Raw genomic sequence first — 25,093 nt, forward strand, 5'->3', positions numbered from 1 at the left:
TCAGGAGACACCATGAGTCAATTCGATTTCGGCACTATTGATCCGAACTCAAAATCTGGCCCGCAGCTGGCGCTGGACTTGAACAAATTCCGCGATGCGCTGAATAGCTCCCATCGTGGAAGTGCGCGCCCTGCCTATGCTCAAGCCGGTATGTTGTGGGTGAGAGAGACTTCGAGCACGCAGTGGGATTTGATGCTTTTTGATGGTGATGCTGACTTTGTTCTGCGTAGCATTAATCCAGAAACAAACACCTTGATTCTGATCCCTCAGGAGTCTGTTCAAGGGCTAACGGCTCTGGCTCAAGGCTTTGCAGATATAGGTCAGGCCTCTGAAGCAAAAATTGGCCTTGCTAAAGTTGCAACGCAACAACAAGCTGATGCTGGCACGGATGACCTAAGTTTTATTACCTCGAAAAAGCTCGCGGCGAGGATAGCTAACTTTACGAGAACGGCTTCTGAGACTGTTTCTGGATTCGCTAAGATTGCTACTCAAACACTGGTTAATGCGGGTGCAGATGATTCAGCTTATGTAACTCCTAAAAAACTTAAAGCTGGTTTTGTATTTTCGTTCGGTACATCAGGATATATCGGACTGCCATCTTGGCTTGGCGGATTCATGGTGCAGTGGGGGCGTGTCAGTGGGGCTGTAGGATCGGTCGTTCAAGCGTTTCCAACATCGTTCTCCAGTAACTGCTATGGGGTCGTGGGTGGTCCGATTTTGAATTCTCTAAGCCGTGTTGAAAGCCTGAACGTCAGTGCTTTGGCTGCCATGAACTTTACGTGCAGTCGCACCTATGTTGCTGGCGGTACGGCGGCCAGCTCAAGCACGGATCACTTTTTCTTCGCGTGGGGGGTATGACATGAAGTACGCCATTTTTGATCCTGTTACTTCGGTTCTGATTGGTCGTTTCGACAGCGAGCGCTGCGATGTGCCAGAGGGTGCCATTGAAATCAGCGAAGAGACGTTTTTGCGCTCGATCAATGAGCGTGATGGTCAGTGGGTTCTAAGCACAGGCGGCGAGGTGATCAAGGCCTCGTTCCCCGCTCGCACGGCAGAGCAACTGGCTGATGACGAACGCATCTGGCGAAATGGAGAAATAAATGCCACGCAGTGGCTTTCCGCTCGGCACCGCGACCAGCAGGAAATAGGGCGCGGTACTTCGCTGACGGCTGAGCAGTTCCAAGAGCTGCTGGTTTACATGCAGGCGCTACGCGACTGGCCACAGTCAGAGCAGTTCCCTGTGATCGAGCACCGACCCGTGGCGCCGCCCTGGATCGCCGAACAACACCAATAAAGCCCCGCACTGTCGGGGCTTTTTTTCGCCTGGAGAAACCATGGCCAAGATTTCTGACTCTCTGGCGGGTAGCAAGAATGCGCTCGCCTTCCTCGACATGCTTGCCTGGTCGGAGGGCACCTCGACCAGCAAGTACACCCACAACGATGGCTATGACGTGATTGTTGGCGGCCTCAATAGCCCGAACACGTTCACCGGCTATGCCGACCATCCAGGCGTTCTGGTGACCGTGAACACGAAAGGGTTGAAGTCGACCGCTGCAGGGCGATATCAGCAACTCCAGCGCTACTGGCCGCACTACCGTGATTTGCTGAAGCTGCCGGACTTCGGCCCGGTCAGCCAAGACAAGCTGGCTTTGCAGCTGATCAAGGAGCGCGGCGCGCTGGCGGATGTGCATGCCGGCCGTATTGAGGCCGCGATTTCAAAGTGCCGGAACATTTGGGCCAGCTTGCCAGGAGCGGGCTACGGGCAACATGAGCGCAAGCTGGACGACCTGATCGCTCACTACATTGCCGCTGGCGGGAGGCTGGCATGACCTGGTTGAGAGCGCTTGGCGCGCTGGCAGTGTTGGCGCTGGTGGCACTGGCCTTCTGGTCCACTTACCAGCACGGCCGCTCAACCATGGATGCTGAGTGGCGGGCAACGAGTGCCGAACAGGCCGAAGCATTCCAGCGAGAGCGCAACCAAGCCTCTGTTGCCGTCCTCGACTGGCAGGAGGACGAACAGGAAAAGCGCCGAGCGCTTGAAGACCGCCTGCAGGTAAATGACGAAACCCACTACAAGGAACTGCTCGATGCCAAAAAACTTCAGGATCGCTTGCGCGACCGCCTTGCTACTGCTGATTTGCGGCTGTCAGTCTTACTCGCCGGCCCCACCACCGCCACGAGTGGTAGCGGTGGGGTGCGAGAAGCCTCCGGCTCCAGCGGCATGGTTCATGGAGGCGCGCGAGCCGAACTTGACCCAGCGCATGCTCAACGAATTGTCGCCATCACCAGTGACGGTGATGAAGGATTGATCGCTCTGCGGGCATGCCAGGCATACGTGCGTGACCTACGCTATAAATATGATTCTGTACCGCCTTGAGCCTATGCTTTGGAGACTGTCGTGCATCGATCAGATGAAGAAGTCGAAACGGCCGTCGTATTGATGCGTAGAGCAATGGAGGCTATCAAGCGTTATCACTTGGCCGGGGAAGCTTGTACGCCCTCGGAGATAGAGCGGCTCCGGATGGAAGCGGATTTACTGATTAAATCTGCACAGGAGTACCAGCTTCGCATGTTTGAGGGGTATCCCTCCTAGGCCCACTGAGATGGCGTTCTTTCCTATATAAAGGCGGGGGTTTTGATGGTGCTTGATGAGGGGATCAAAGTCAGTGAGCCGCTACTGCAACAGGCTCAGGAGGCGCTTCGCCGCTACCGGGAAGCGCTAGGCTCGGCACCCCCAGAAGAGGTCGAACGCCTTGGTCTTGAGGCTGTATCGCTGATGCAGACAGTACAGGCGTACCAGCAGCGGGACTGGGAGCTTGGCTTTAAAGGACGTACGGTTGCCAGCCAAGTCTCCGACTACACTCAAGTCGATTAAATGAGAGGGGCACAGTCATGGATGACTTGGAAGAGAAGATGAAAGCCGGTGAGCCGTTATGGCAGCAGGTAGTGGATGTAATGCGCCGACACACCGAAGCCAAAGGCGTTCTCCCCCAGGAAGAGGTTGAGCGGCTTCGCCTTGAAGTCGAGTCGCTGATGCAGGCCGTGATTGAGTACCAGCAGCGGGTACTGGGTGGCTTGGTAAGTACGTTGCACTGAGGTGGTGTGTACGGTTGGAAGGATGCCGAACTGGTAGCCGCCGAAGTCTCGGTCTGCGCTATCCATTGAATCGAAAGAATAGTTTCGTTTTCTCCTCTGAAGGATAGCTGTCGCATAAAAACGAAGGTTTGCTTTCGTTTGGCAACTCGCAACCCAGAGGCTGAGCAGGCCTGATCAATCTCGGGTGATGCTCGGTAAGAGTGGGTGGTGTTCGTTCGGCAGGACGCCGGAGAGGGGGCGGAAACCCGTGGGGACTTTTTCGGGGATCCGTTACATCAGGTAAAGCACAGTGCGGCACCGTTTGCAGCGAGCGGCCACACAAGAGCTTGTTTTTAAAGGGTTTCCATGACCAATGCACGCATGGGGTGCAAGGGGTAGAGTGTTCGAATCACTCCGTCCCGACCAAAAATCCCTAGAAAATCCAAGCACTTACGGGTGCTTGGATTTTTTTATTTCTGCCATTTTTGATGGCTGATCTAACAATGACCGATCTGGTTGCCAATTGGTTGCCAATTGAGATTGGCTTTTCTGTATTGTGCCTATATGTATCCATGCCTCCGTTGTGTTGGACGTCCATTTGCGTCTGTCTCAACGGACAGGCAACACCAGGCACCCGCCCCCCATTTCTGAGGTGCGAGTTTATTTCGCCAGTTACCTAAGCTCATCAAGGGTTTGCGATGGCACCAATGCTTCTTACCGAGTATCAACGCCTTTATATTGCCTGGCTGCTCACTCGGCGTGCGGCTGGTGATTCGGTTGAGTCACTTGCCTCGACCCTTGTCGACTCACAGGTTGATCTTAATCCCCATCAGGTCGATGCAGCGCTTTTTGCCTGCCGCAATCCCCTGTCACGCGGGGTGATCCTAGCTGACGAGGTGGGCTTGGGCAAAACCATCGAGGCCGGACTGGTGATCTCGCAGCGCTGGGCCGAACGGAGACGGCGCATCTTGATCATTGCTCCCGCTAATCTGCGTAAGCAGTGGCACCAAGAGTTGCAGGACAAGTTCAATCTGCAAGGTCTGATTCTGGAAGCCAAGAGCTACAACGCGCTTCGCAAGCAAGGCGTTGGAAACCCTTTCGTGTTCGCCAATGGCCCGGTGCTCTGCTCTTATCAGTTCGCCAAAGCCAAGGCGAAGGACGTCAAGGCCATTGCCTGGGATCTGGTGGTGCTGGATGAAGCGCACCGTCTGCGCAACGTCTACAAGAGCAACAACGTCATTGGCAAGACACTGAAGGATGCATTAGCTCATGTGCATTCCAAGGTGCTACTGACTGCAACTCCACTGCAGAACTCGTTGCTCGAACTGTACGGGCTGGTGAGTATGATCGATGACCGGGTTTTCGGTGATGTCGACAGCTTCCGCGCCCAGTTCGTCAATACCGACAGGGCGCAGGCCTTTGGCGGTTTGCGGCAGCGCCTGGGCAGCATCTGCAAGCGCACTCTACGTCGTCAAGTGCAGCAGTATGTTCCCTACACAGCAAGACGGGCGATTGTTCAGGAGTTCGCCCCCAGTCAAGAGGAGCGCGAGTTGTCTGGTTTGGTGGCCGACTATCTGCGCCGCCCGAACCTCAACGCCCTACCCGAAGGTCAGCGGCAACTGATTTCCCTGGTGCTCTGGAAACTGTTGGCGTCTTCGACTCACGCGATCGCCGGTGCGCTGGATACCATGGCCAGACGCCTGCAGGGTAATCTCGATAAGGCGGCTGAAGTCATCGACCTTACGCAAACGCTGGACGAAGACTACGAATGCCTCGATGAGCTGGCCGACGAGAGCGAAAAAGAGCTGGATAACGATGAGGCAGTGGTCCTTTCGGCTAGTGAGCGGGACGCCATCGCGGCTGAAATCGCTGAGCTGCAGCATTTCAAGAGCCTGGCCACCAGCATCCGCGAGAACGCCAAGGGCAAGGCGCTGCTGGTCGCGCTAGAGCGTGCCTTTGCCGAACTCGACCGCCTTGGAGCAGCCCGCAAGGCTATCATCTTTACCGAGTCGCGGCGCACTCAGGATTACCTGCTGTCGTTGCTGGTCGATACGCCCTACGGCGATGGCATCGTGCTGTTCAATGGCACCAACACAGATACTACGGCCCAGCGCATCTACAAGGACTGGCTGCAGCGCCACGCGGGCGGTGATCGCATTACTGGCTCCAAGACAGCCGATACCCGCGCAGCGCTGGTGGAGCATTTCAAGGAGCGTGGTACCGTCATGATCGCCACCGAGGCGGGTGCCGAAGGTATCAACCTGCAGTTCTGCTCGCTGGTGATCAACTACGACCTACCCTGGAACCCACAGCGCATCGAGCAGCGCATTGGACGCTGCCATCGCTACGGCCAGAAGCATGACGTGGTGGTAGTGAACTTCGTCGACCGCAGTAACGAAGCGGATGCGCGAGTCTACGAGCTGCTGGCCGAAAAATTCCAACTCTTCGAGGGCGTATTCGGCGCAAGCGATGAGGTGCTGGGGTCCATTGGTTCCGGTGTCGACTTTGAACGCCGCATTGCCGACATCTACCAGAATTGCCGTGAGCCCGAAGAGATCAAGCGCAGCTTCGAGCAGCTGCAGCTGCAACTGTCCGGGGAAATCAGCGAGGCGATGGTCAAGACCCGCCAGGTATTGCTGGAGAACTTCGACGAAGAGGTGCAGGACAAGCTGCGTATCCGGGCGGAGGACAGCAGCGCTACCCGCAATCGCTACGAGCGCCTGCTGCTAGACCTGACCCGCGCCGAACTGGATGATTATGCCCATTTCGGGGGTGACAGCTTCGAGCTGCATAAGCTACCGGCAGGCAGCGCTGCTGGCATTGCCCTGGGGCGTTACGAACTGCCGCGCCGTACCGGCGAGTCGCATCTGTACCGTCTCGGCCACCCTCTAGCCGCTTGGGTGATCAAAAAGGCCAAGAGTCGTCAGCTCGATCAGCAACCCGCAGCCAGACTGGTGTTCGATTATGCCGCCAATGGCAGTCGGATTAGCGCTCTGGAGCCGTTACGTGGCCTGCGTGGCTGGCTAACTTTGAAACTGTTCTCAGTTGAGGCGCTGGGCAACCTGGAGCAACACCTAGTGGTGTCTGCGGTGACAGCGGATGGACAGGCGCTTCCCGAAGATGATCCGGAAAAGCTGTTGCGCCTGCCGGCACGCCTGGAACAGGGCGAGCGTGGTGCTGCAGCGGCACTGCTGGCCGGGGATCTGGAAGAGCGCAAGAGCCACCTGTTACGCGAGATCAACCAGCGCAACATGGGCTACTTCGAGCAGGAGGTCGCCAAGCTTGACGCCTGGGCTGACGATCTCAAGCTGGGGCTGGAGCAGGAAATCAAGACGATTGATGGTGAAATCAAGGAGTTGCGCCGTATCGCAGCAACTGCGGCGACTCTGGAGGAGAAGCTCGGCTACCAGAAGCAGCAGCGCGAGCTGGAAGGCAAGCGCAGCAAGCTGCGCCGCGAGCTATATGCGCGACAGGATGAGATCGAAGAAGATCGCAATGCGCTGATCGATCAGTTGGAGCTGCAGCTACAGCAGCAGGTACAGGAAGAAACTTTGTTCAGTGTAGAGTGGGAGGTGAAATGACTGACCGAGACGACCGCGCCGGAAGACATCAACGATAGTCCGCAGACTGCGCCTTCCAAGCGTATCGTTGCCGCCATGCAGGGCTACCAGAAGACCTTACATGGGCCGCTGATCGCCGGTGATATCGGACTGGATGAGAACGGGCGGGGTTTCCGCACTTTTCGCTGTGGCTGGAAATAATTGAATCGCTTGTATTGTTGCCGCTGACCGAAAACTGACCCAGTTTCGCCCATTGTGCTGACTGAAAACTGACCCAGGTGTTCCACTGTACCTGCTCAATTTTTGAGCAGGAGAACACAGGGTGATCAGCATGGAGATGATGGGCAAAATTCGGCGGATGTATGTAAGCGTCCAGCCAAGTCACCTTCCGCAATCCCGCATTAAGGGCGATGGTGTCCGCGTATTTTTAAGCGGACGCGATAGCCCTTATCGCCGGGATTTCCATGCGCCAACGAAGCTCTTACCCCAAACCGTTCAAGGCCCAGGTTGTTCAGGAGTGCCTGCAACCTGGTGCGACCGTCTCCAGCGTGGCCATACGCCATGGCATCAACGCCAACGTCATTCGCAAGTGGCTACCGCTTTATCGGGATCAACTGCCAGCGGCGTTGCCGGCGTTCGTTCCTGCGAGGGTTACGCCCAAACGACCAGCTGAAGCAGCGGTGATTATCGAGCTACCGCTGGGCGCGCAATCGGTCACGGTGAAATGGCCAGCCTCCGATCCTGAAGGTTGCGCCCGCTTTGTCCGTGGGCTCGCCCAGTGATCCGCGTGGATAGTATCTGGCTCGCCACCGAGCCGATGGATATGCGTGCGGGTACTGAAACCGCGTTGGCCCGCGTGGTGGCGGTGTTCGGTGCGGCGAAGCCGCACTGCGCCTATCTGTTCGCCAATCGCCGCGCCAACCGCATGAAAGTTCTGGTGCATGACGGCGTGGGTATCTGGCTCGCCGCGCGGCGCTTGCACCAGGGCAAGTTTCATTGGCCAGGCATCCGGCACGGCTCGGAAGTCGAACTCGACACCGAGCAACTTCAGGCTTTGGTACTGGGGTTGCCCTGGCAGCGAGTCGGCGCAGCCGGCGCGATCACAGTGCTGTAGCACCTGCCATTAGCCCATCGGTTTATCTCCGCTGACCGCCTGCTCTGGCACAATCAGCGGCATGACTTCCTCGCCCAATCTCGACCAACTGACACCTGACCAGCTGCGCGCACTGGCCGCGCAGTTGCTCACGCAAGTCGATGCGATGGGCAAAAAGATCCACCGCGATCAAACAGTCATCGAGCAGCTCACCCACGAAATCGCATGGTTCAAACGGCACAAGTTCGCCAAGCGCAGCGAGCAGCTAAGCCCTGATCAGGGCAGCCTGCTTGATGACCTGCTCGACACCGACATCGCCGCCATCGAGGCCGAGCTGAAAGCCGTCAATCCTCCGGTTACCCCAGCCGAACCACGCCAACAACCCAAGCGCACACCGCTGCCACCGCAATTTCCGCGCACCGTGATCCGTCACGAGCCGGAGAACACCCAGTGCGCCTGCGGTTGCCAGCTTCAGCGCGTCGGCGAAGACGTCAGCGAAAAGCTCGACTACACGCCGGGCGTGTTCACCGTCGAACAGCACGTGCGTGGGAAATGGGCCTGCCGCCAATGCGAAACGCTGATCCAGGCGCCCGTGCCGGCCCAGGTGATCAACAAGGGGATCCCTACCGCCGGCCTGCTGGCTCACGTGATGGTGGCCAAGTTCGCCGACCACCTACCGCTGTACCGGCAGGAGAAGATCTTTGGCCGTGCCGGCCTGGCCATCGCTCGTTCGACACTGGCACAGTGGGTCGGGCAAACCGGCGTGCAGCTCCAGCCCCTAGTCGATGCGCTGCGCGAAGCGGTGCTTGCCCAGCGCGTGATCCATGCCGACGAAACCCCGGTTTCGATGCTCGCGCCCGGCGAGAAGAAGACCCACCGTGCCTACGTCTGGGCCTACAGCACCACGCCCTTCGCCGATCTGAAGGCCGTGGTCTACGACTTCAGCCCCAGCCGTGCCGGCGAGCATGCGCGCAATTTTCTTGGCCAGTGGAATGGCAAGCTGGTCTGCGACGACTTCGCTGGCTACAAGGCCAGCTTCGAGCAAGGCATCACCGAAATCGGTTGCATGGCTCACGCCCGCCGCAAGTTCTTCGATCTGCACGCGGCGAACAAAAGCCAACTGGCCGAACAGGCGCTGCACTCTATCGCTGGGCTGTACGAAGTCGAACGCCAAGTGCGCGACATGAGCAATGAAGAACGCTGGCGAATACGGCAGGAAAAGGCTTCACCGCTCCTCGACGCACTACATGACTGGATGCTGGCCCAGCGTGATCTTGTGCCCAACGGCTCAGCCACGGCGAAAGCTTTGGATTACAGCCTCAAACGCTGGGTAGCGCTGACGCGCTACCTGGACGATGGCGCTGTGCCCATCGACAACAACCAAGTCGAGAACCAGATCCGCCCGTGGGCTCTAGGTCGCTCCAATTGGCTGTTTGCCGGGTCGCTACGCAGCGGCAAACGGGCGGCGGCAATCATGAGCCTGATCCAGTCGGCGCGGATGAATGGGCATGATCCGTATGCCTATCTCAAGGATGTGCTAACGCGACTGCCGACGCAGAAGGCCAGCGCTCTGGCCGAGCTGCTGCCGCACAGCTGGGTATCCGTCGGCAAGGTGTAATGCCCGTTCGCTTACGGATGTATTTCCGCGACAAGCTGTCGTTGCATGAGATAGCCAAGCGCACCGGCCTGTCGCGCAACACCATCCGAAAATGGGTCAGAGCGTCGGAGTCCAAGCAGCCGGTTTATCAGCGTCGAGCCGTGTTCAACAAGCTCAGTCCCTTTCACGAGATGTTGGAGCAGGCGCTGCGGGCTGATGCCTTGAGGGCCAAGCAACATCGTCGCAGTGCCAAGGCGCTGCTGGCCATGATCCGCGCTGAAGGCTATGACGGCGGCTACAGCCAGCTCACTGCCTTCGTTCGTCATTGGCGCGGAGAGCAAGGCAAGGCGGTACGGGCATTTGTGCCGTTGGCGTTCGCATTGGGCGAGGCCTTCCAGTTCGATTGGAGCGAGGAAGGCCTGCTGATTGGCGGTGTTTTCCGACGTGTCCAGGTCGCGCACATGAAGCTATGTGCCAGCCGAGCCTTCTGGCTAGTGGCCTATCCCAGCCAAGGGCATGAAATGCTGTTCGATGCCCATACCCGCTCATTCGCCGCCATGGGCGGCGTGCCGCGTCGCGGCATCTACGACAACATGAAAACGGCGGTCGACAAGGTCTCCAAGGGTAAAGGCCGCACGGTCAACGCTCGCTTCATGGTGATGTGCTCGCACTACCTGTTCGACCCGGACTTCTGCAACGTAGCGTCCGGCTGGGAAAAAGGTATCGTCGAAAAGAATGTCCAAGATAGTCGGCGCCGCATCTGGCTGTCTGCCTGCGACAATACCTTCCATAGCTTCGAAGAGTTGAATGCCTGGCTTGCCCAGCGCTGTCGGGCTCTGTGGCACGAGCTGATCCATCCGCAGTACAACGGCCTCACCGTTGCAGAAGTCTTAGAACTGGAGCGCGTCGAAATGATGCCGATGCCGACGCCTTTCGACGGTTATGTAGAGCGCACGGTTCGCGTTTCCAGCACCTGTCTGATCAACGTGGCCCGCAACCGCTATTCAGTACCCTGTGAGCGTGTTGGCCAGTGGGTCAGCAGTCGGCTCTATCCCTCGCGAATCGTCGTGATTGCCGATGATGGTGTGATTGCCAGCCACGAGCGCCTGTTTGATCGCGATCAGGTCAGCTACGACTGGCAACACTATATCCCCCTCATTGAGCGTAAACCGGGAGCCCTACGCAATGGTGCCCCGTTTGCCGACCTACCCAAGCCACTACGCCTGCTCAGGCGCGAGCTGCGGCGGCATCTACAGGGTGATCGGGTCATGACCCAGGTCTTGGCCGCCGTGCCCGTCGCTGGCCTGGATGCTGTCCTCGTAGCGGTTGAGCTGGTTTTGGAATCTGGCAGCCTGAGCGCTGACCACATCCTCAATATCGTGGCCCGTCTGACCGCCCGTGAAGCACCACCCTCGGTCGAAACCAACCTGCAACTGAAAGTTACCCCTATCGCCAATACCGCGCGCTATGACCGGTTGCGCAGCACAGATGAGGAGGTGCGCAATGCGTGATCTTACAGAGGAACTCAAAGACTTACGCCTGCACGGCATGGCCACTGCCTGGGCAGATCTGGCCGCACAAGGTGAATCCACCACCGCCTCATCGAAATGGCTGATCGAGCATCTCCTCGATCAGGAACACGCCGACCGGGCAGTGCGCTCGGTACATCATCAGATGAATATGGCGAAACTGCCCATGCGCCGCGATCTTGCTGGCTTCGACTTCGGTGTATCCAGCGCTGATGCCCGGCTGATCAAGGAACTGTCCACTCTGACCTTCACCGACACAGCTCAAAATGTGGTGTTCATCGGCGGCCCTGGCACCGGTAAAACGCACCTCGCCACCGCCCTGGCGGTGGCCAGCATCACCCAACACAACAAGCGTGTACGCTTCCACTCCACGGTCGATCTGGTCAACCTGCTGGAGCGTGAGAAGCACGAGGGTAAGACAGGGCGTATCGCCCGAGGACTACTGCGTGCAGATCTGGTAATCCTTGATGAGCTTGGCTACCTACCTTTCAGCCAGAGCGGCGGGGCCTTGCTGTTCCACTTGCTCTCTAAGCTTTACGAGCACACCAGTGTGATCATCACCACCAACCTCAGCTTCGCCGAATGGTCGAGCGTATTTGGCGACGCCAAGATGACCACGGCCTTGCTCGACCAATTGACCCACCACTGCCACATCGTCGAGACGGGGAATGAATCGTACCGCCTGCAAAACAGCACCTTAGTGGCCAAGACCAAGATCCAGGCGAGGGAGCGCAGGCGACAGGATATCGAGGAGGCGGAGGACGACCCGTTTTGACCTCTTTGGGCTGGCCTTGCTGAGTGCAGGGTCAGCACTTTTACGACGCTGTCGACTGCTAGGCTTATCCACAATTGCCGGGGTCTAAATCGGCAAGCAGCCCTGGGTCATTTTTCAATCGGCAGGGTGGGTCAATTTTCAATCAGCGCCGACAGGTGGCATCGACGATGGTGCCCTGGCGCAACGACAGGCCCTTGTCGCGCAGGTAATTGTTGATGGTTTCCAGAATCCCCGAGGCCAGTTCGTGCTTCTCCAGCAGGTGCCGGAAATTCATGATTGTCGTGTCTTCGGGGATCGGAGCACTGAGCGTCAGACGAGCGAACTGGCGCATCGAAGTGATCTCGTACAGCGCCTCTTCCATGGCGGGATCGCTCAAAGAGAACCAATTCTGCAGCAGGTGAATGCGCAGCATGGTTTCCAGAGGATAAGGCTTGCGGCCACCGCCAGCCTTTGGGTAGTGAGGCTCGATCAACGCCACCAGTCCACTCCACGGTACCACCTGTTCCATCTCGGCCAGGAAACGCTCGCGACGGGTTTGCTTGCGCTTGCCGGCGTACTCGAAATCGGAAAAGCTCATCTGACTCATGGGATGGCGGACTTGTAGAAGGCAGTTGGACGGAGGGCTATTTCAGCACAGGTCAGATGGCCTGTGCTGACTTGATCGGAGAATCCCTAATTCGCCCAGTCTAGGGGGCTATAGATCGCCAGTCATCAGTAGCTCTCTCAGTATGCTGAGATTTTTCCTGATTTCAGCTTCTACCTTTCCAGAATAATCAAGTGCCTCAAGCGTATTCTTTGTTTGGTTCATTGCCTCTGCTATTATATCAATGGCAGTTTTTCTTGATGCTGCCATATTTTCTAGAGTCTGTTCCCCTGCATTTAGCATTGTTACGATATCTTGTTTGCTTAACTTATCATAATTCACGCTACGGAGTTGCTCTAGTATTAACTCTTGATCCGACATATATGATCCTCTTTATTATTATCGATTTGTTGTTTATGATAATATTAATTATTTCATTAATCCAGAAAAAACAGCTGGGATAGTGTATCATAAAAAATATATTTCGAGCGAATGGGGAAAGTCGGTCGAGCCATGCGCATAACCAATCCATGGCATTGGACGCACAGTATATCGTTACCGGTGGATAAATGAATTAACCGCTCAATCCACTAGGTTGCGACGACGCAATCAGTTCGTGGACGGTGCGGTTTATCTATTACCCCCTCTAGATAAATGAGCAGGGACAAACTTCGCCACCCAAGATGGCACTTTTTCTACCGGCATGGGTTTCGCAATACCATAGCCTTGCGCTACATCACAACCTAGGTTCATCAGCAACACTTCGTGCTCAACCGTTTCCACCCCTTCAGCAATAACCTCGCGGTTAAACGATTTCGCTAGGCCGATGATCGCCTTAGTCAGCCCCAAGCTGTCTTTATCGATGAGTATGTCGCGTATAAAAGATTTGTCTATCTTGATTGACTGCGTGGGCAGTTGTTTAAGGTAGCTCAGCGATGAATACCCGGTTCCAAAGTCGTCCAACGAAAATGTCACACCCAGATCCTGGCAAGCAATGAGGCACTGAGTGACATGTGATAAGTGTTCTATCACCACTGATTCGGTAATCTCAATATCCAACATCTGCGGCAAAACATTTGGGTGGCTGTCCAGCAAAAACTTTAGGGACTTTACAAAGTTTTCTTTTTTGAAATGTATTGCTGCAATGTTTACACTCACAGACCACGAATGACCCAAGTCCGCCCATTGTTCTATTTGACTGAGCGCCTGATCTATGACCCACTCGCCGATCTCCACGATCAGATCGCTCTGCTCAATCAACGGTATAAAATACTGCGGTAATATAAGTCCATCTCGCGGATGCTGCCAACGCAATAGTGCTTCAAAACCAATCACTGCCCCACTGCTCAAACTTATTTTTGGTTGATAATGCAAGCATAACTCACCATCATGTAACGCTTGGCGAACCCGTATTACGGTATCAAAAGCTGATTTATCCATCTTATCTTTTGATACATCAAACAAATGGAAACAGTTACGGCCACTTTGTTTGGCCTTATACATAGCCTGATCGGCATGACGTAGCAGTGTATCGGCATTCTCATTATCGTTTGGATAGAGCGTCACACCGATACTGGCGGAAATATTAATGCCTATGCCATCGATGATGTAGACGGCGGAAAGGGCAGCTAAAAGCCTCTGCAGGGCGCTTTCCAACACCTTGGGATCCCGCACACCCAAAATCAGCACGAACTCATCGCCTCCCAAACGGGCTACGGTATCTTCGATACGCATACTATGTTTCAGGCGATCAGCCACCGCCACTAACAGACGATCACCTATCTCGTGGCCATAGCGGTCGTTAATCTGCTTAAACCCATCGAGATCAAGCATGCCCACGGCAACCGTGCTGCGCTGGCTCTTTGCTTTGACAATAGCCTGATCAAGCGCTTTGGACAGCAAAAAACGATTTGGAAGACCCGTCAGCTCGTCGTGCTCAGCCTGCCATTGCAAGGTTTCCAGAAACTTCCGCTTTTCGGTCACATCGAAACGAATGGAAACGTATTTCTGCACCCGCTGGCTGGCATCATCGTACATGGGTACAATGGTGCTCGCTACCCAATACAGGCTGCCATCCTTTTTACGGTTGCAAATTTCACCTTTCCATACCTGCCCACGTGAAACTTTTTTCCACATATCAATAAAGAACTCAGGGGGATGCTGCCCTGAGTTTAGTATGCGGTGGTTTTGCCCAATCAACTCCTGTGCGCTATAGCCAGAAATATCACAGAACTGTTCATTGACATAGGTGATTATTCCGGATTTATCGGTTTCCGAGAAAATAGCTGCCGCATCCACCGCTGCACGGTATCTTGCACTCATATATAAACCTAATTCACCAAAATAGTCATAAGGTCACTACCTGTTGAACCGTTCAACCAACGAGTTTAAACCACGGGATGTACTTTCAAGTTCGCGGCCACGAATCACGGCGGAGTTAGCATTCTTCGCTGTTCTCTCAACCGTTCCCGCTACGTTATTAATCTGCCGAGCAATATCTTCAGCGACACTAGCCTGCTCTTCTGAAGCGGCTGCCATTTGCTGGCTCATACCACTGATCCGTTCAACAGCATCGCGAATGCCTTGGAGAGCACACTGCGCCTCTATAACTTGCTGTACACCGTGGTCGGCCTCGCGAATACCGAGTTTGGCAATGCTCACAGCCTCATCTGCGCCTTTTTTAAGGGTTTCAATGACGCTTTGAATTTGTTGAGTCGATACGCGGGTTTTAGCGGCCAAGGCCCGGACTTCATCAGCTACTACCGCAAAACCACGACCCTGCTCACCAGCCCTAGCCGCTTCAATTGCAGCGTTGAGAGCGAGTAGGTTGGTTTGATCAGCAATGGCTTGAATCACCCCCGCAGCAGCCATAATTTGCTGGGTTTCATTGGCAAGGTAATCCACAGCAGTGCTGATATTCGTGACGGTACTGGCCAGCAACTGAATGGCCTCACGGGAAGTACCGGCGACTTTATCACCTTGTTCAGCCAGTTCATTTGCTGCTTGCGCTTCCATGGCGGTTTTTTGAACATGCCCTGCCACTTCGTTGATTGAGGCCGCCATCTCCGTCATGGCGGCTGCCGTCATGTCCGTTTCCGCTCGCTGCTCCAGCAAGGCATTTTCAGTTTGGTTCGAGAGTAAGGAGGAATGCGCAGCGGCTTCAGCCACTTGGCTGGCCAGATCGCTTAGCCGAGTCAGTGCGGTTTTAAGGCGTGCATCCTCACTAATCAATATCATTTCCAACTGCGCTGAAGGGCCATACGTATCGCTGTAAGTGATGGCGCTAATCGGATCTGAAAAAGCGTCAGGGGCGCATTTCATGATATGACTCAACTGATGTTCCAGCCGCGTATAGGACCACCATCCTGTAACGAGAAAGAGCACGGCAGTTACCGCTTGTGCTGCCAGGCTTGGCAGCACGCTAGCCGCACCTATTGCCAACGCAGCCGCAGTTGCAGGTAAGACCATCCTCCTCATGAATGCCGCATAATGACGATTTTGGGGAATGGAATTTTTACCTGCACGCAACCGGTCATACAGCTTTTGTGCGCGATCAATTTGCTCCCGAGTCGGCTTGACTCTAACGGACTCGTAGCCTGTTAAGCGGCCATCTTCGAGAATAGGTGTCACATACGCACTGACCCAATAGAAGTCACCATTCTTGCAGCGATTCTTGATGATACCCATCCAGCTTTTGCCAGCCTTCAGATAGCCCCACATCAGCCCGAAAACAGCTGGAGGCATGTCGGGATGACGAACCAAATTGTGCGGACTGCCCAACAACTCTTCACGAGAATAGCCACTTATTCTCATAAACTCGTCATTCACATAGGAAATATTCCCATTCGTATCCGTGGCAGAGATCAATCGCTGCTGGACTGGAAATATTTGTTCAACGGTTGTGACAGGCAGGTTCGAGCGCAAGATGAGTCTCCATGAGTAATAATGGTATTATGCCATAAGGCGTGACTAAGGAAACTCCGAACAAGTTGCTCATCAGTCGGAAATGGGCGGCTTAGGGATGCCGAAAAGCCCGATTTCAGACGCTGATTATTGGATAACCAAGGCAAAGCCTTGGTTATCCGGACTCACGGGCGCACCTCTCCCGCACCAGACAATAATTGGCGGCGTGCCATCCACAGAGTCGACATTTGACGCCAGGTTCAATCCAGCTCCGCAGCAGCGGATCAGGAAGCGGATCAACGGTGCGGCCAAGATAAATACCAGCAGAAGCACCATCGCAGCCGGATCTGGCAATCATGGATTAGCTGAAGGCGTTCAGGACAGCCGGCACAGGCGGGTAAGTCGTCTGCCCACTTGATCTACCGAATAGCTTTTACCAGCAAGGCCACCGCAACCACTGCAGATACGATGGCAAACCCTTTTTGTAAGTTTGGCCCCGACAGCTTGGCAGCGACCAAGCGCCCGCAGATCATGCCGGCTAATGCTCCAATGGAAAATGGGATGGCAACTGCCCACTGCAAATGCCCAGTTGCCGAGCTTGCAGCAACGCCGGAAATTGAAACCAGCGCAATAACGGCTAGAGACGTTGCAAGCACTGACTGTGCTGTCAAATTGGTGTATCGCTGGAGCGCCGGCACCATCACAAAGCCGCCGCCCACGCCGAGCAAGCCAGAGAGCCCACCCGCGACAATGCCGGAAACGGTGAGAGCCCATGCACAAGGCCTCGTCCAGTTAAGCTTTCCTCGGTTCACGTCCAACTGACAAGGCGGTGGTTTGGATGTGACGGGGGGCTTCGACTCCGAGGAGCATGCGAGCGATCGTTGATAGACCCGGAACGCAACGTACATCAGCACGATGGCAAACATGATCGTCAACGGACGGTTAGGCGTGCGCTGCGCCAGCCAGAGACCAAGTGGAGAACAGACGATCCCCGCACCTGCAATTAAAAGCGCCGCTTTATAGCGGACGGTGCCATTTTTGAGTCCCATCACGGCACCCAGGGTCGCGGCTAAACCGACAGCCAGTAAACCAATTGGCCCAGCCTCCGCCATGCTCAACCCCACTCCAAACACCAGCAATGGAACAGCCAGTATTCCTCCGCCAGCGCCGGTCAGCGCCAGAATAACGCCAACAGTAAGCCCGAGCAGTAAGACGATGATCATCTCAGTCTCCTTGCTTTCAGATCTGATTCACAGGTCAGCCAACTCGGGTTTCGCCATCCACTCACGGCCCTTGAGCATTCCCTTCCAGTACAGGGGAGGAAGAAGTCGCTCCTTGAGCAGCCACGCCAGCCTCGTTGGCCGGGTACCGTCAATCAGCCAGGACGGGAAGCTGGGAGCGACCTTTCCACCATAGGTGAACTCAGCCAATACGATCTTGCCGCGCTCAACCGTCAGCGGGCAGGAGCCATAACCGTCGTAATGGGCGCCACCTTTCGCTTTGCCCATTGCAGCCAACACATTGTGGGCAACGACTGGCGCCTGCTTGCGGGCTGCTGCAGCGGTTTTTGCGTTGCTGGAGTTGGCGGCGTCTCCCAGCGCGTGAATATTTACCCAGGTTTTATGGCGCAGAGTGGCGGGGTCGACATCAATCCAACCAGCTGCGTCAGCTAGAGGGCTGACCCGAACGAAATCCGGCGCAATCTGCGGTGGCACTACATGAAGCAGATCGAAGTCTCGAGTAACAAGATGGGCGCTGCCATCCGGGTTGACGCAGTTGAACGTCGCAGTCCGCGCAGGCCCATTCACGCTGGTGAGGGTGTTGCCGAAATTCAGGTCGATACCATAGGCCTTGATGTATTCCATCAGTGCGGGCACGTAGTCGGGAACGCCGAACAGCACCGCGCCGGCGCTGCAAAACTCGATCTCGACTTTGTCCAATACACCGGTACGTTTCCAGTGATCAGCAGAGAGGTACATGGCTTTTTGCGGAGCCCCGGCACATTTGATCGGCATGGGCGGTTGCGTGAAAATGCCTCGGCCACCCCGCAGTTGCTGCACCAGTTCCCACGTATAGGGGGCAAGCTGATACAGGTAGTTTGAAGTCACGCCGTTGCGGCCAAGGGTGTCCGACAAACCTTCGATTGCATGCCAATTGAGCTTGAGGCCAGGGCACACGATCAGTTGCTCGTATTTGACGACCCTGCACCCTTCAAGAACGACGGCATTTCTCTCGGGTTCGAAAGCGGCGACCGCCGACTTGATCCAATGCACACCGCGAGGGATGGTCGAGGCCATCGTGCGGGCAGTTTGTGGCGCATCGAAGACACCACCGCCGACAAGTGTCCAGCCAGGCTGGTAGTAGTGCACATCGGCCGGGTCGATGATGGCAACGTCGAGTCCAGGTTCTCGTGCAAGCAAACTGGAAGCAGCCGCGATACCTGCCGCACCGCCTCCGATGATGACCACGGCATGCTGCGCCTCGGCCAGTTCGACCGGCGTGCGCCCCTGATTCGCGATCCGGCGAATGACGCCTTTCATATCGAACCCGGCTTTTTTGGCCGTCTCAACGATGTATGGCAGGGGTTGTCGACCCGCTTGTGACAGTGCCCACATCGTTGTCGAGCGCATACCGGAACGGCAATAGGCCAATACCGGTTTTGGAAGCGTTTCAAAGAGCTTGCCGAAGGCAATACCTTGCTCATCGGTCACTTTGCCTGATTCAGCAGGAAGGTAGTGCGCCTCAATACCGATCGCTTGGGCCGAACGTTTGATTTCGGCAAACAAGGGCTGATCGCTGCCTTCACCATCGGGCCGGTTACATATAATGGCGCGAAAACCAGCTTCTTTCAGTCCAGCCAATTGGTCGGGAAAAATTTGCTCTGATACAGACAGTCCAGGCACAAGGCAACGAATGTCCATGAGGGTCTCCGTTATAGGTATGTTTCTTATCGGTTGTTCGGGGATGCAACGTCAGGCGACGTTGAGCGGGATTTTCAGGTAACGCGTCCCGTTCGATTCGGGCTCAGGAAAGTGCCCGGCTCGCATGTTTACCTGAACCGATGGCAGGATCAGAGTAGGCATGTCCATCGAGGCATCTCGCTTAGTGCGCATCGCCACAAACTCCTCCTCACTGATCCCGTTACGCACATGAACGTTGTGCGCGCGTTGGTCTGCAACGGTGCTGACGAATTGCACCTCGCGGCCCCCTGGCTGATAGTCGTGGCACATATAGAGCAACGTATTGGCCGGCAGGCTCAGCACCTTGTTGATTGACTGGAACAGCGTGCGCGCGTTTCCACCGGGAAAGTCACAGCGTGCAGTACCGTAGTCGGGCATAAACAAGGTATCGCCAACAAATGCGGCCGTTTCGGTGCCGTCGCTGATCACATAAGTCATACAGGCCGGCGTATGGCCGGGTGTATGGAGAGCCTGGCATTGCAGCGTGCCGATGGTGAACGGTTCGTCATTGACGAACAGGTGATCGAACTGACTTCCGTCACGGGGCATCTCGCCAGCGGTATTGAACAGCGTGCCGAACACCTCCTGCACCGTCGAAATCTGGCTGCCGATCCCTATTTTCCCGCCAAGTTTCTCCTTCAGGTATGGTGCTGCCGTCAGGTGGTCTGCGTGGACGTGAGTCTCGAGAATCCAGTCGACTCTCGCACTGAGTTCTTTCACCCTTGCAATCAATTTGTCGGCAGAGGTTGTGCCGGTATGGCCGGACTTAGGGTCGTAGTCCAGTACGCTATCGATCAACGCGCAGTGGCGGGTCGCCTCATCCAACACAAGATAACTGACGGTATTGGTAGCAGGATCGAAGAATCCTTCGACGTGAAGTTTTACACTCATTGGCCTGTCTCCTTAGGGGCTTTTACCAAGCCGCTCACACTGAGGACTGACATAGCAATAAGCCTGCCAGACTCAAACGGAGCCAAGATATGGTCATATCTACTTGATTTTATTGATTTTATTTTTCAGTACGGTTTTGTTTTTTCTGTATTCACCTGGATTCACTGCCATTGGCAGTGCCTGTTGACAGAGGTGGCAGTGCCAGAACAGGATGAATGGACTGTCAGGAGCCACGATGAAGACTTACTTGCCCACCCCGACCCACCTACTCCCGCACTCGGATCAAGTGCAATCATTGGTTTCGTTCCTTGAGCACGAACCACAGCCGATGATCGTGCTTGATCCGAACTACAACATCCTGGCTGCCAACACGGCCTATCAGCGGCAGTTTGGCAGCGCTGACAAGCCCTTTATCGGCCATAAGTGCTATCAAATCTCACACCACTACGACGTTCCTTGTGATCAGGCGGGCGAGAACTGCCCGATGAAAAAAGCGCAGGAAATGCGCGGACCGGATCGTGTCCTGCACATTCACCACACGCCTCGCGGCCCGGAGCACGTCGACGTCGAACTACGCCCGATTCTGGACGACCACGGTGTTATCACTGCCTATGTGGAGCGTCTCACGCAGGTTCGCAGCGCCTCAGCGCGCCCCAGCAACGAAGGCCTGGTTGGCCGCTCGCCGGCCTTTAACCTTGCCCTGTCGGAACTGCAGCGGGTGGCCCCATCCATGCTGCCGGTACTGCTACTGGGCGAGTCCGGTACGGGCAAAGAGCTGTTCGCCCGCGCCGTACATGAAAACAGCGATCGAGCCACGGGGCCCTTCGTCGTCGTCGATTGCTCGGGATTGCCCGAAACGCTGTTTGAGAGCGAACTATTCGGCCATGAAAAAGGGGCATTCACCGGGGCCACCACGCGCAAGCCCGGACTGGTTGAAACGGCCCAGGGCGGCACCTTGTTTCTCGATGAGATTGGTGACGTTCCACTCGCCATGCAGGTGAAACTGCTGCGCCTGATCGAATCGGGCACCTATCGCCGTGTCGGCAGTGTCGAGACCCTTCACGCCAACTTCAGGTTAATTGCCGCGACCCACAAACCCCTTGAAAAGATGATGGAGAACGGAGAATTCAGGCAGGACCTGTACTACCGCATCAGCGCCTTCCCCATTCAGTTGCCCCCCTTGCGCAACCGGGTTGAAGACATTGGTTTGCTTGCGAATTCATTTCTACAACGTGCCAGTACCGGCAAGCGCCGGCTGACAATAGAGGCGGAGGCTCTGACACAACTACAGCGGCACTCCTGGCCCGGCAATATCCGCGAATTACGCAATGTGCTGGAAAGAGCCAGTCTGTTCGCTGACGATGGAGTGATCCGCTCCACACATTTGCCCCAGGCATCGGTGGCGATATCGCCTCAGCCCCCCGCCTCAACGCCTTTCGACGGCAGCTCGCTGGCGCAGATACTGGCCACCTTCAAAGGTACCCGCAGTGAACTGGCCAGGCACATGGGTGTTAGCGAACGCACGTTGTACAGACGACTGAAAGAGCAAGGTTTGGCCTGATCAATCGCCCTCACGCCCCACGACTGCCAACGACTGCCAATCGCTGCCACCCTGGCAGGTTGGCAGCGTGCTCACCCGGCAAGGCCTGCCGCACCTGCCAGAAATCACCGCTAAGCCACTGTTTTTAAAAGATAAAAAAGTAAAACAACCCCTTGGCATGCCGTGTGCATATTGGCAAGTCATGACCATTTTCGACAAACGACTTCGACGCCATCTGCTCACGGCAGTAGTGATCAAACTACTGGTGCTGACAGTGCTGTGGTGGCTGTTCATCCGGGATTCGCACGTCAGTGTCGACCCGAACATTATCGGCAACCGTTTCGGAGTACCCACCTTGACTCAAGGGGCAAGCAAGTGATTTCAGAACACCTGGTAGATTTGTCTCGGCTGCAATTCGCAGCCACTGCGCTTTACCACTTTCTTTTCGTACCGCTCACGGTTGGCATGGTGTGGCTGTTGGTCATCATGGAAAGCGTCTATGTGATGACCGGCAACGTCATTTGGAAAGACATGACGCGTTTTTGGGGCAAGCTGTTCGGCATCAACTTCGCCCTGGGGGTGACAACCGGTATCACCCTGGAATTTCAGTTCGGTACCAACTGGGCGTATTACTCGCACTACGTGGGCGATATCTTCGGTGCGCCGCTGGCCATTGAAGGCCTGATGGCGTTCTTCCTTGAGTCGACCATGATCGGTCTGTTCTTCTTTGGCTGGGATCGCCTGAAGAAAGAGCACCACTTGCTTGTCACGCTGCTGATGGCCATCGGTACCAACCTGTCGGCACTGTGGATTCTGATCGCCAATGGCTGGATGCAGAACCCGGTGGGTTCAGAGTTCAGTTACATCACCATGCGCATGGAGATGGTCGATTTCTGGGCAGTGGTGTTCAACCCGGTGGCCCAGGCCAAGTTTGTGCACACGGTGTCCGCCGGTTATGTCACCGGTTCGATGTTCGTGTTGTCAATTTCCAGCTGGTACCTGCTCAAGCGTCGTGATGTCGAGTTCGCCAAGCGCAGTTTTCGGGTGGCGGCGGCTTTCGGCCTGGCCTCGGTGCTCAGCGTCATCGTGCTTGGGGATGAGTCGGGGTACACGGTGGGTGAGGCGCAGCAAACCAAGCTGGCGGCCATGGAAGCCATGTGGGAAACCAAACCCGCACCGGCAGGCTTAACCTTGCTGGCCAGCATAAATGAAGCCGAGTCCAGAAATAACTGGGAAGTCGACGTGCCATGGGTAATGGGCTTGATCGGCACGCGCTCGGTCAGCAAGCAGATCCCGGGCATTCATGACATCAAAGAGAAAAACCGCGAGCGCATTCTGCGTGGCATTACTGCCGTCAATGCGCTTGAAGCCCTGCGGGCCGATCGCACCGACAAGGCGGCGTTCGACACCTTCGAAGCCTACAAGACGGACCTGGGCTTTGGCCTGCTGCTGAAAAAGTACGTCGAGGATGTCAACCAGGCCACACCGGCGATTATCGACAAGGCAGTGAACGATACCGTACCGCGCGTGACGCCGATGTTCTGGGGATTCCGGATCATGGTCGCCCTTGGTTTTGCCATGCTCCTGCTGTTCGGGGTGGCCTTCTGGAGCACCTTGCAATCGGCCTGTACACGCCGCCGCTGGCTGCTGCGCTGGGCACTCTGCATGCTGCCTGCGCCCTGGATTGCCTGCGAGCTGGGCTGGTTCGTCGCTGAATACGGCCGTCAACCCTGGACCATCTATGGCGTACTGCCCACCCACATGAGCGTCTCCACCCTGAGCATCAATAACCTCTATGGCTCGCTGGCTGGATTCGTGGCTTTCTACACCGTGCTGCTGGTGGTTGAAATGTTCCTGATGGTCAAGTTCGCCCGTCAAGGGCCCGGCAGCCTCAGAACCGGCCGTTATGCTCACGATGCCAACCTGAAGGAACTCCACCATGCTTGATTACGTCACCCTGAAAATTATCTGGTGGGCACTGGTCGGCGTACTGCTGATCGGCTTCGCCATCATGGACGGTCATGACATGGGGGTCGGCACCTTGCTGCCCTTTGTAGGCCGCTCGGACCTGGAACGACGCGTAGCGATCAACACCGTAGGGCCGCACTGGGACGGCAACCAAGTGTGGTTCATCACTGCCGGCGGCGCACTGTTCGCGGCGTGGCCGGTGGTGTATGCCACCGCGTTCAGCGGGTTTTACTGGGCGATGATTCTGGTCCTGTGGGCCTTGTTCTTCCGCCCGGTGGGCTTCGACTATCGCAGCAAGATCCACAATGCCAAATGGCGCAGCATCTGGGATTGGGGCCTGTTCGTCGGCGGGGCCGTGCCGCCACTGGTGTTCGGGATCGCCTTCGGCAACCTGCTGCAAGGCGTACCGTTCCACTTCAATGACATGCTGGTATCGACGTACACCGGGAGTTTCTGGCAATTGCTGAACCCCTTCGCACTGCTGACCGGTGTGGTGAGCAGTGCAATGATCACCTTGCAAGGCAGTACCTACCTGGCGCACCGCACTGAAGGCGTTATCCAGGCCCGCGCCATCAAGGGCGGGGTCGGCGCAGCGCTGGTGCTGCTGTGCACATTCATCATTGCTGGCGTGTGGTTGCAGTCGATCGAAGGCTATCGCATTACCTCGGTAGTGGACATCGCCGGGCTGCCGGACATTCTCAACAAGACCGTGGTACGCGACGCCGGGGCCTGGATGGCCAACTATGACCATTATCCAGCGTTGTGGCTGCTGCCCGCGCTGGGCATGGCCGGCGCCGTCGGTGCCACGCTTTTGCTGCTGATGCGCCGTACACTCGCCGCGTTTGTCGCCTCGTCGCTGGCGGTGGTCGGGGTGATCAGCACCGCCGGTGTGTCCATGTTCCCGTTCGTCATGCCGTCATCAACCGTGCCGGCGGCCAGCCTGACCGTGTGGGACAGCGTGTCCAGCCATCTAAGCCTGGCAATCATGTTCTGGGCAACGTTGATTTTCATGCCGCTGATCGTGATCTACACCTCGTGGGCCTATCGCGTCATGCGCGGCAAGGTCACCGTGGCACAGATCAAAGCCAACGAACATTCTGCCTACTAAGGCCCTCAGAGGAGCAAGGACCATGTGGTATTTCGCCTGGATGCTGGGAGTCGGTTTTGCCTTACTGCTGGCCATATTGAATGCGATGTGGGGCGAGACCGAAGCCGGTCGTGCCCAGAGTGACCGTGACGAGGCACAGCCATGATGACGCGGGTCGCCGACGCCTCGGCGTCCTCACGCCTCCACCCGCTGAGCCTGCTTATCGCGATCGCGATCATGCTCGTGTGTACGCTCTATCCGCCGCTGATGGCGGCCCCGGACGGGAAAGCTGATCACGGGCTGGCAACGGCCATGTTCGTGGCGATGAGTGTGGCCTTTGTCAGGGGCGTGGGCTTCGTGCCGCGAGCGTGCGTTTGGCGCTGGCTGTTCTCGGGCTGGACCTGCTGTGTTGCGCTGGCACTGGCTTGCTGGGTAAAGTTTGCAAATTGAGGGCTGATGACTGAACTCTTGAGTTCTCAACATAAAGACAGTAGCACTACCTATTTCCAGTTAGGGAAATCCTGAAGAAGAC

Annotated in this window: 25 protein-coding genes and 2 pseudogenes; 19 read left to right on the forward strand and 8 right to left on the reverse strand. The window is 56.3% G+C overall.

The annotated features are described in order from the left end of the window. The first annotated feature begins 12 nt into the window (after window positions 1-12). From CS390_RS09625 to istB, 13 genes are all read left to right on the forward strand, one after another. Window positions 13-858, forward strand: a complete 846-nt coding sequence (locus tag CS390_RS09625) for a hypothetical protein (RefSeq protein ID WP_099774178.1) — start codon at window positions 13-15, stop codon at window positions 856-858. Window position 859: 1 nt separating this feature from the next. Beyond that, complete coding sequence (locus CS390_RS09630) at window positions 860-1,294, forward strand: phage tail assembly chaperone (protein ID WP_099774179.1); 435 nt, start codon at window positions 860-862, stop codon at window positions 1,292-1,294. 40 nt (window positions 1,295-1,334) lie between these two features. Next, window positions 1,335-1,829, forward strand: coding sequence for a glycoside hydrolase family 104 protein (locus CS390_RS09635; RefSeq protein WP_099774180.1), 495 nt, complete (start codon window positions 1,335-1,337; stop codon window positions 1,827-1,829). Window positions 1,830-1,915: 86 nt separating this feature from the next. Next, entirely contained in the window at window positions 1,916-2,377 is a 462-nt protein-coding gene (locus tag CS390_RS09640; RefSeq protein ID WP_256587621.1) for a lysis system i-spanin subunit Rz, read from the forward strand. 261 nt (window positions 2,378-2,638) lie between these two features. Further along, entirely contained in the window at window positions 2,639-2,875 is a 237-nt protein-coding gene (locus CS390_RS09650; protein WP_099774183.1) for a hypothetical protein, read from the forward strand. Window positions 2,876-2,892: 17 nt separating this feature from the next. Beyond that, window positions 2,893-3,096, forward strand: coding sequence for a hypothetical protein (locus CS390_RS09655; protein WP_099774184.1), 204 nt, complete (start codon window positions 2,893-2,895; stop codon window positions 3,094-3,096). A gap of 677 nt (window positions 3,097-3,773) precedes the next feature. Continuing rightward, window positions 3,774-6,656 (forward strand): SNF2-related protein, encoded by a 2,883-nt coding sequence (locus CS390_RS09660; RefSeq protein ID WP_099774185.1) that lies wholly within the window; start codon window positions 3,774-3,776, stop codon window positions 6,654-6,656. Window positions 6,657-6,719: 63 nt separating this feature from the next. Then, the gene (locus CS390_RS09665) at window positions 6,720-6,836 is read left to right on the forward strand and encodes a DUF4276 family protein (RefSeq protein WP_256587622.1); all 117 of its coding nucleotides are present in this window, start codon (window positions 6,720-6,722) and stop codon (window positions 6,834-6,836) included. Between the two features lie 263 nt (window positions 6,837-7,099). Further along, complete coding sequence (locus tag CS390_RS09670; protein WP_079761861.1) at window positions 7,100-7,417, forward strand: transposase; 318 nt, start codon at window positions 7,100-7,102, stop codon at window positions 7,415-7,417. Window positions 7,418-7,422: 5 nt separating this feature from the next. Continuing rightward, entirely contained in the window at window positions 7,423-7,749 is a 327-nt protein-coding gene (gene tnpB, locus CS390_RS25280; RefSeq protein ID WP_145991801.1) for an IS66 family insertion sequence element accessory protein TnpB, read from the forward strand. Window positions 7,750-7,810: 61 nt separating this feature from the next. After that, window positions 7,811-9,346, forward strand: coding sequence for an IS66 family transposase (locus CS390_RS09680; protein ID WP_099773211.1), 1,536 nt, complete (start codon window positions 7,811-7,813; stop codon window positions 9,344-9,346). Next, entirely contained in the window at window positions 9,346-10,836 is a 1,491-nt protein-coding gene (gene istA / locus CS390_RS09685) for an IS21 family transposase (protein WP_099774186.1), read from the forward strand. Before CS390_RS09680 ends, istA begins: the two co-directional genes overlap by 1 nt. Then, window positions 10,829-11,629 (forward strand): IS21-like element helper ATPase IstB, encoded by an 801-nt coding sequence (gene istB, locus CS390_RS09690; protein ID WP_099774187.1) that lies wholly within the window; start codon window positions 10,829-10,831, stop codon window positions 11,627-11,629. Before istA ends, istB begins: the two co-directional genes overlap by 8 nt. A gap of 154 nt (window positions 11,630-11,783) precedes the next feature. Here the strand turns inward: istB and CS390_RS09695 are convergent. The 8 genes and pseudogenes from CS390_RS09695 to CS390_RS09730 form a co-directional block, all read right to left on the reverse strand. Further along, window positions 11,784-12,215: pseudogene (locus CS390_RS09695) on the reverse strand (IS5 family transposase); the annotation flags it as partial. Between the two features lie 108 nt (window positions 12,216-12,323). Then, window positions 12,324-12,593, reverse strand: coding sequence for a hypothetical protein (locus tag CS390_RS09700; RefSeq protein WP_099774188.1), 270 nt, complete (start codon window positions 12,591-12,593; stop codon window positions 12,324-12,326). 249 nt (window positions 12,594-12,842) lie between these two features. Next, window positions 12,843-14,534, reverse strand: a complete 1,692-nt coding sequence (locus CS390_RS09705) for a bifunctional diguanylate cyclase/phosphodiesterase (RefSeq protein ID WP_099774189.1) — start codon at window positions 14,532-14,534, stop codon at window positions 12,843-12,845. 36 nt (window positions 14,535-14,570) lie between these two features. Continuing rightward, entirely contained in the window at window positions 14,571-15,689 is a 1,119-nt protein-coding gene (locus CS390_RS09710) for a methyl-accepting chemotaxis protein (protein ID WP_371918259.1), read from the reverse strand. Between the two features lie 168 nt (window positions 15,690-15,857). After that, window positions 15,858-16,025: pseudogene (locus CS390_RS25645) on the reverse strand (PAS domain-containing protein); the annotation flags it as partial. Window positions 16,026-16,534: 509 nt separating this feature from the next. Then, a complete protein-coding gene (locus CS390_RS09720; protein ID WP_041167218.1) occupies window positions 16,535-17,338 on the reverse strand; it encodes a sulfite exporter TauE/SafE family protein in 804 nt (267 codons plus the stop codon). A 27-nt stretch (window positions 17,339-17,365) separates the two neighbouring features. Next, entirely contained in the window at window positions 17,366-19,036 is a 1,671-nt protein-coding gene (locus CS390_RS09725; protein WP_070087347.1) for a bifunctional protein tyrosine phosphatase family protein/NAD(P)/FAD-dependent oxidoreductase, read from the reverse strand. A 51-nt stretch (window positions 19,037-19,087) separates the two neighbouring features. Continuing rightward, window positions 19,088-19,966: an MBL fold metallo-hydrolase gene (locus CS390_RS09730; RefSeq protein ID WP_014753621.1), complete on the reverse strand. Its 879-nt coding sequence runs from the start codon at window positions 19,964-19,966 to the stop codon at window positions 19,088-19,090. Between the two features lie 235 nt (window positions 19,967-20,201). On the opposite strand from CS390_RS09730, the gene CS390_RS09735 reads away from it, so the two are divergent. From CS390_RS09735 to CS390_RS09760, 6 genes are all read left to right on the forward strand, one after another. Next, a complete protein-coding gene (locus tag CS390_RS09735) occupies window positions 20,202-21,527 on the forward strand; it encodes a sigma-54-dependent Fis family transcriptional regulator (protein ID WP_070087346.1) in 1,326 nt (441 codons plus the stop codon). A 67-nt stretch (window positions 21,528-21,594) separates the two neighbouring features. Continuing rightward, window positions 21,595-21,885 (forward strand): cytochrome oxidase putative small subunit CydP, encoded by a 291-nt coding sequence (cydP, locus tag CS390_RS09740; RefSeq protein ID WP_070087345.1) that lies wholly within the window; start codon window positions 21,595-21,597, stop codon window positions 21,883-21,885. Next, window positions 21,882-23,453 carry a cytochrome ubiquinol oxidase subunit I gene (locus CS390_RS09745; protein ID WP_014753617.1) on the forward strand — a complete coding sequence of 524 codons (1,572 nt, stop codon included), beginning with the start codon at window positions 21,882-21,884 and terminating at the stop codon, window positions 23,451-23,453. Before cydP ends, CS390_RS09745 begins: the two co-directional genes overlap by 4 nt. Then, window positions 23,446-24,582, forward strand: a complete 1,137-nt coding sequence (gene cydB, locus CS390_RS09750) for a cytochrome d ubiquinol oxidase subunit II (protein WP_070087344.1) — start codon at window positions 23,446-23,448, stop codon at window positions 24,580-24,582. The genes CS390_RS09745 and cydB overlap by 8 nt, the downstream gene beginning before the upstream one ends. A 22-nt stretch (window positions 24,583-24,604) precedes the next feature. Beyond that, complete coding sequence (gene cydX / locus CS390_RS09755; protein WP_014753615.1) at window positions 24,605-24,727, forward strand: cytochrome bd-I oxidase subunit CydX; 123 nt, start codon at window positions 24,605-24,607, stop codon at window positions 24,725-24,727. After that, window positions 24,724-25,011, forward strand: coding sequence for a cyd operon YbgE family protein (locus CS390_RS09760; RefSeq protein WP_070087343.1), 288 nt, complete (start codon window positions 24,724-24,726; stop codon window positions 25,009-25,011). Before cydX ends, CS390_RS09760 begins: the two co-directional genes overlap by 4 nt. Window positions 25,012-25,093 lie beyond the last annotated feature (82 nt).

Source organism: Pseudomonas sp. HLS-6, from assembly GCF_002753995.1.
Taxonomy (GTDB): domain Bacteria; phylum Pseudomonadota; class Gammaproteobacteria; order Pseudomonadales; family Pseudomonadaceae; genus Aquipseudomonas; species Aquipseudomonas defluvii.

Coding starts and splice junctions, on each gene's coding strand:
- CS390_RS09625 (WP_099774178.1), top strand. CDS start 13: ATGAGTCAATTCGATTTCGGCACTATTGATCCGAACTCAAAATCTGGC.
- CS390_RS09630 (WP_099774179.1), top strand. CDS start 860: ATGAAGTACGCCATTTTTGATCCTGTTACTTCGGTTCTGATTGGTCGT.
- CS390_RS09635 (WP_099774180.1), top strand. CDS start 1,335: ATGGCCAAGATTTCTGACTCTCTGGCGGGTAGCAAGAATGCGCTCGCC.
- CS390_RS09640 (WP_256587621.1), top strand. CDS start 1,916: ATGGATGCTGAGTGGCGGGCAACGAGTGCCGAACAGGCCGAAGCATTC.
- CS390_RS09650 (WP_099774183.1), top strand. CDS start 2,639: ATGGTGCTTGATGAGGGGATCAAAGTCAGTGAGCCGCTACTGCAACAG.
- CS390_RS09655 (WP_099774184.1), top strand. CDS start 2,893: ATGGATGACTTGGAAGAGAAGATGAAAGCCGGTGAGCCGTTATGGCAG.
- CS390_RS09660 (WP_099774185.1), top strand. CDS start 3,774: ATGGCACCAATGCTTCTTACCGAGTATCAACGCCTTTATATTGCCTGG.
- CS390_RS09670 (WP_079761861.1), top strand. CDS start 7,100: ATGCGCCAACGAAGCTCTTACCCCAAACCGTTCAAGGCCCAGGTTGTT.
- CS390_RS09680 (WP_099773211.1), top strand. CDS start 7,811: ATGACTTCCTCGCCCAATCTCGACCAACTGACACCTGACCAGCTGCGC.
- istA (WP_099774186.1), top strand. CDS start 9,346: ATGCCCGTTCGCTTACGGATGTATTTCCGCGACAAGCTGTCGTTGCAT.
- istB (WP_099774187.1), top strand. CDS start 10,829: ATGCGTGATCTTACAGAGGAACTCAAAGACTTACGCCTGCACGGCATG.
- CS390_RS09700 (WP_099774188.1), bottom strand. CDS start 12,593: ATGTCGGATCAAGAGTTAATACTAGAGCAACTCCGTAGCGTGAATTAT.
- CS390_RS09705 (WP_099774189.1), bottom strand. CDS start 14,534: ATGAGTGCAAGATACCGTGCAGCGGTGGATGCGGCAGCTATTTTCTCG.
- CS390_RS09710 (WP_371918259.1), bottom strand. CDS start 15,689: ATGAGGAGGATGGTCTTACCTGCAACTGCGGCTGCGTTGGCAATAGGT.
- CS390_RS09720 (WP_041167218.1), bottom strand. CDS start 17,338: ATGATCATCGTCTTACTGCTCGGGCTTACTGTTGGCGTTATTCTGGCG.
- CS390_RS09725 (WP_070087347.1), bottom strand. CDS start 19,036: ATGGACATTCGTTGCCTTGTGCCTGGACTGTCTGTATCAGAGCAAATT.
- CS390_RS09730 (WP_014753621.1), bottom strand. CDS start 19,966: ATGAGTGTAAAACTTCACGTCGAAGGATTCTTCGATCCTGCTACCAAT.
- CS390_RS09735 (WP_070087346.1), top strand. CDS start 20,202: ATGAAGACTTACTTGCCCACCCCGACCCACCTACTCCCGCACTCGGAT.
- cydB (WP_070087344.1), top strand. CDS start 23,446: ATGCTTGATTACGTCACCCTGAAAATTATCTGGTGGGCACTGGTCGGC.
- cydX (WP_014753615.1), top strand. CDS start 24,605: ATGTGGTATTTCGCCTGGATGCTGGGAGTCGGTTTTGCCTTACTGCTG.
- CS390_RS09760 (WP_070087343.1), top strand. CDS start 24,724: ATGATGACGCGGGTCGCCGACGCCTCGGCGTCCTCACGCCTCCACCCG.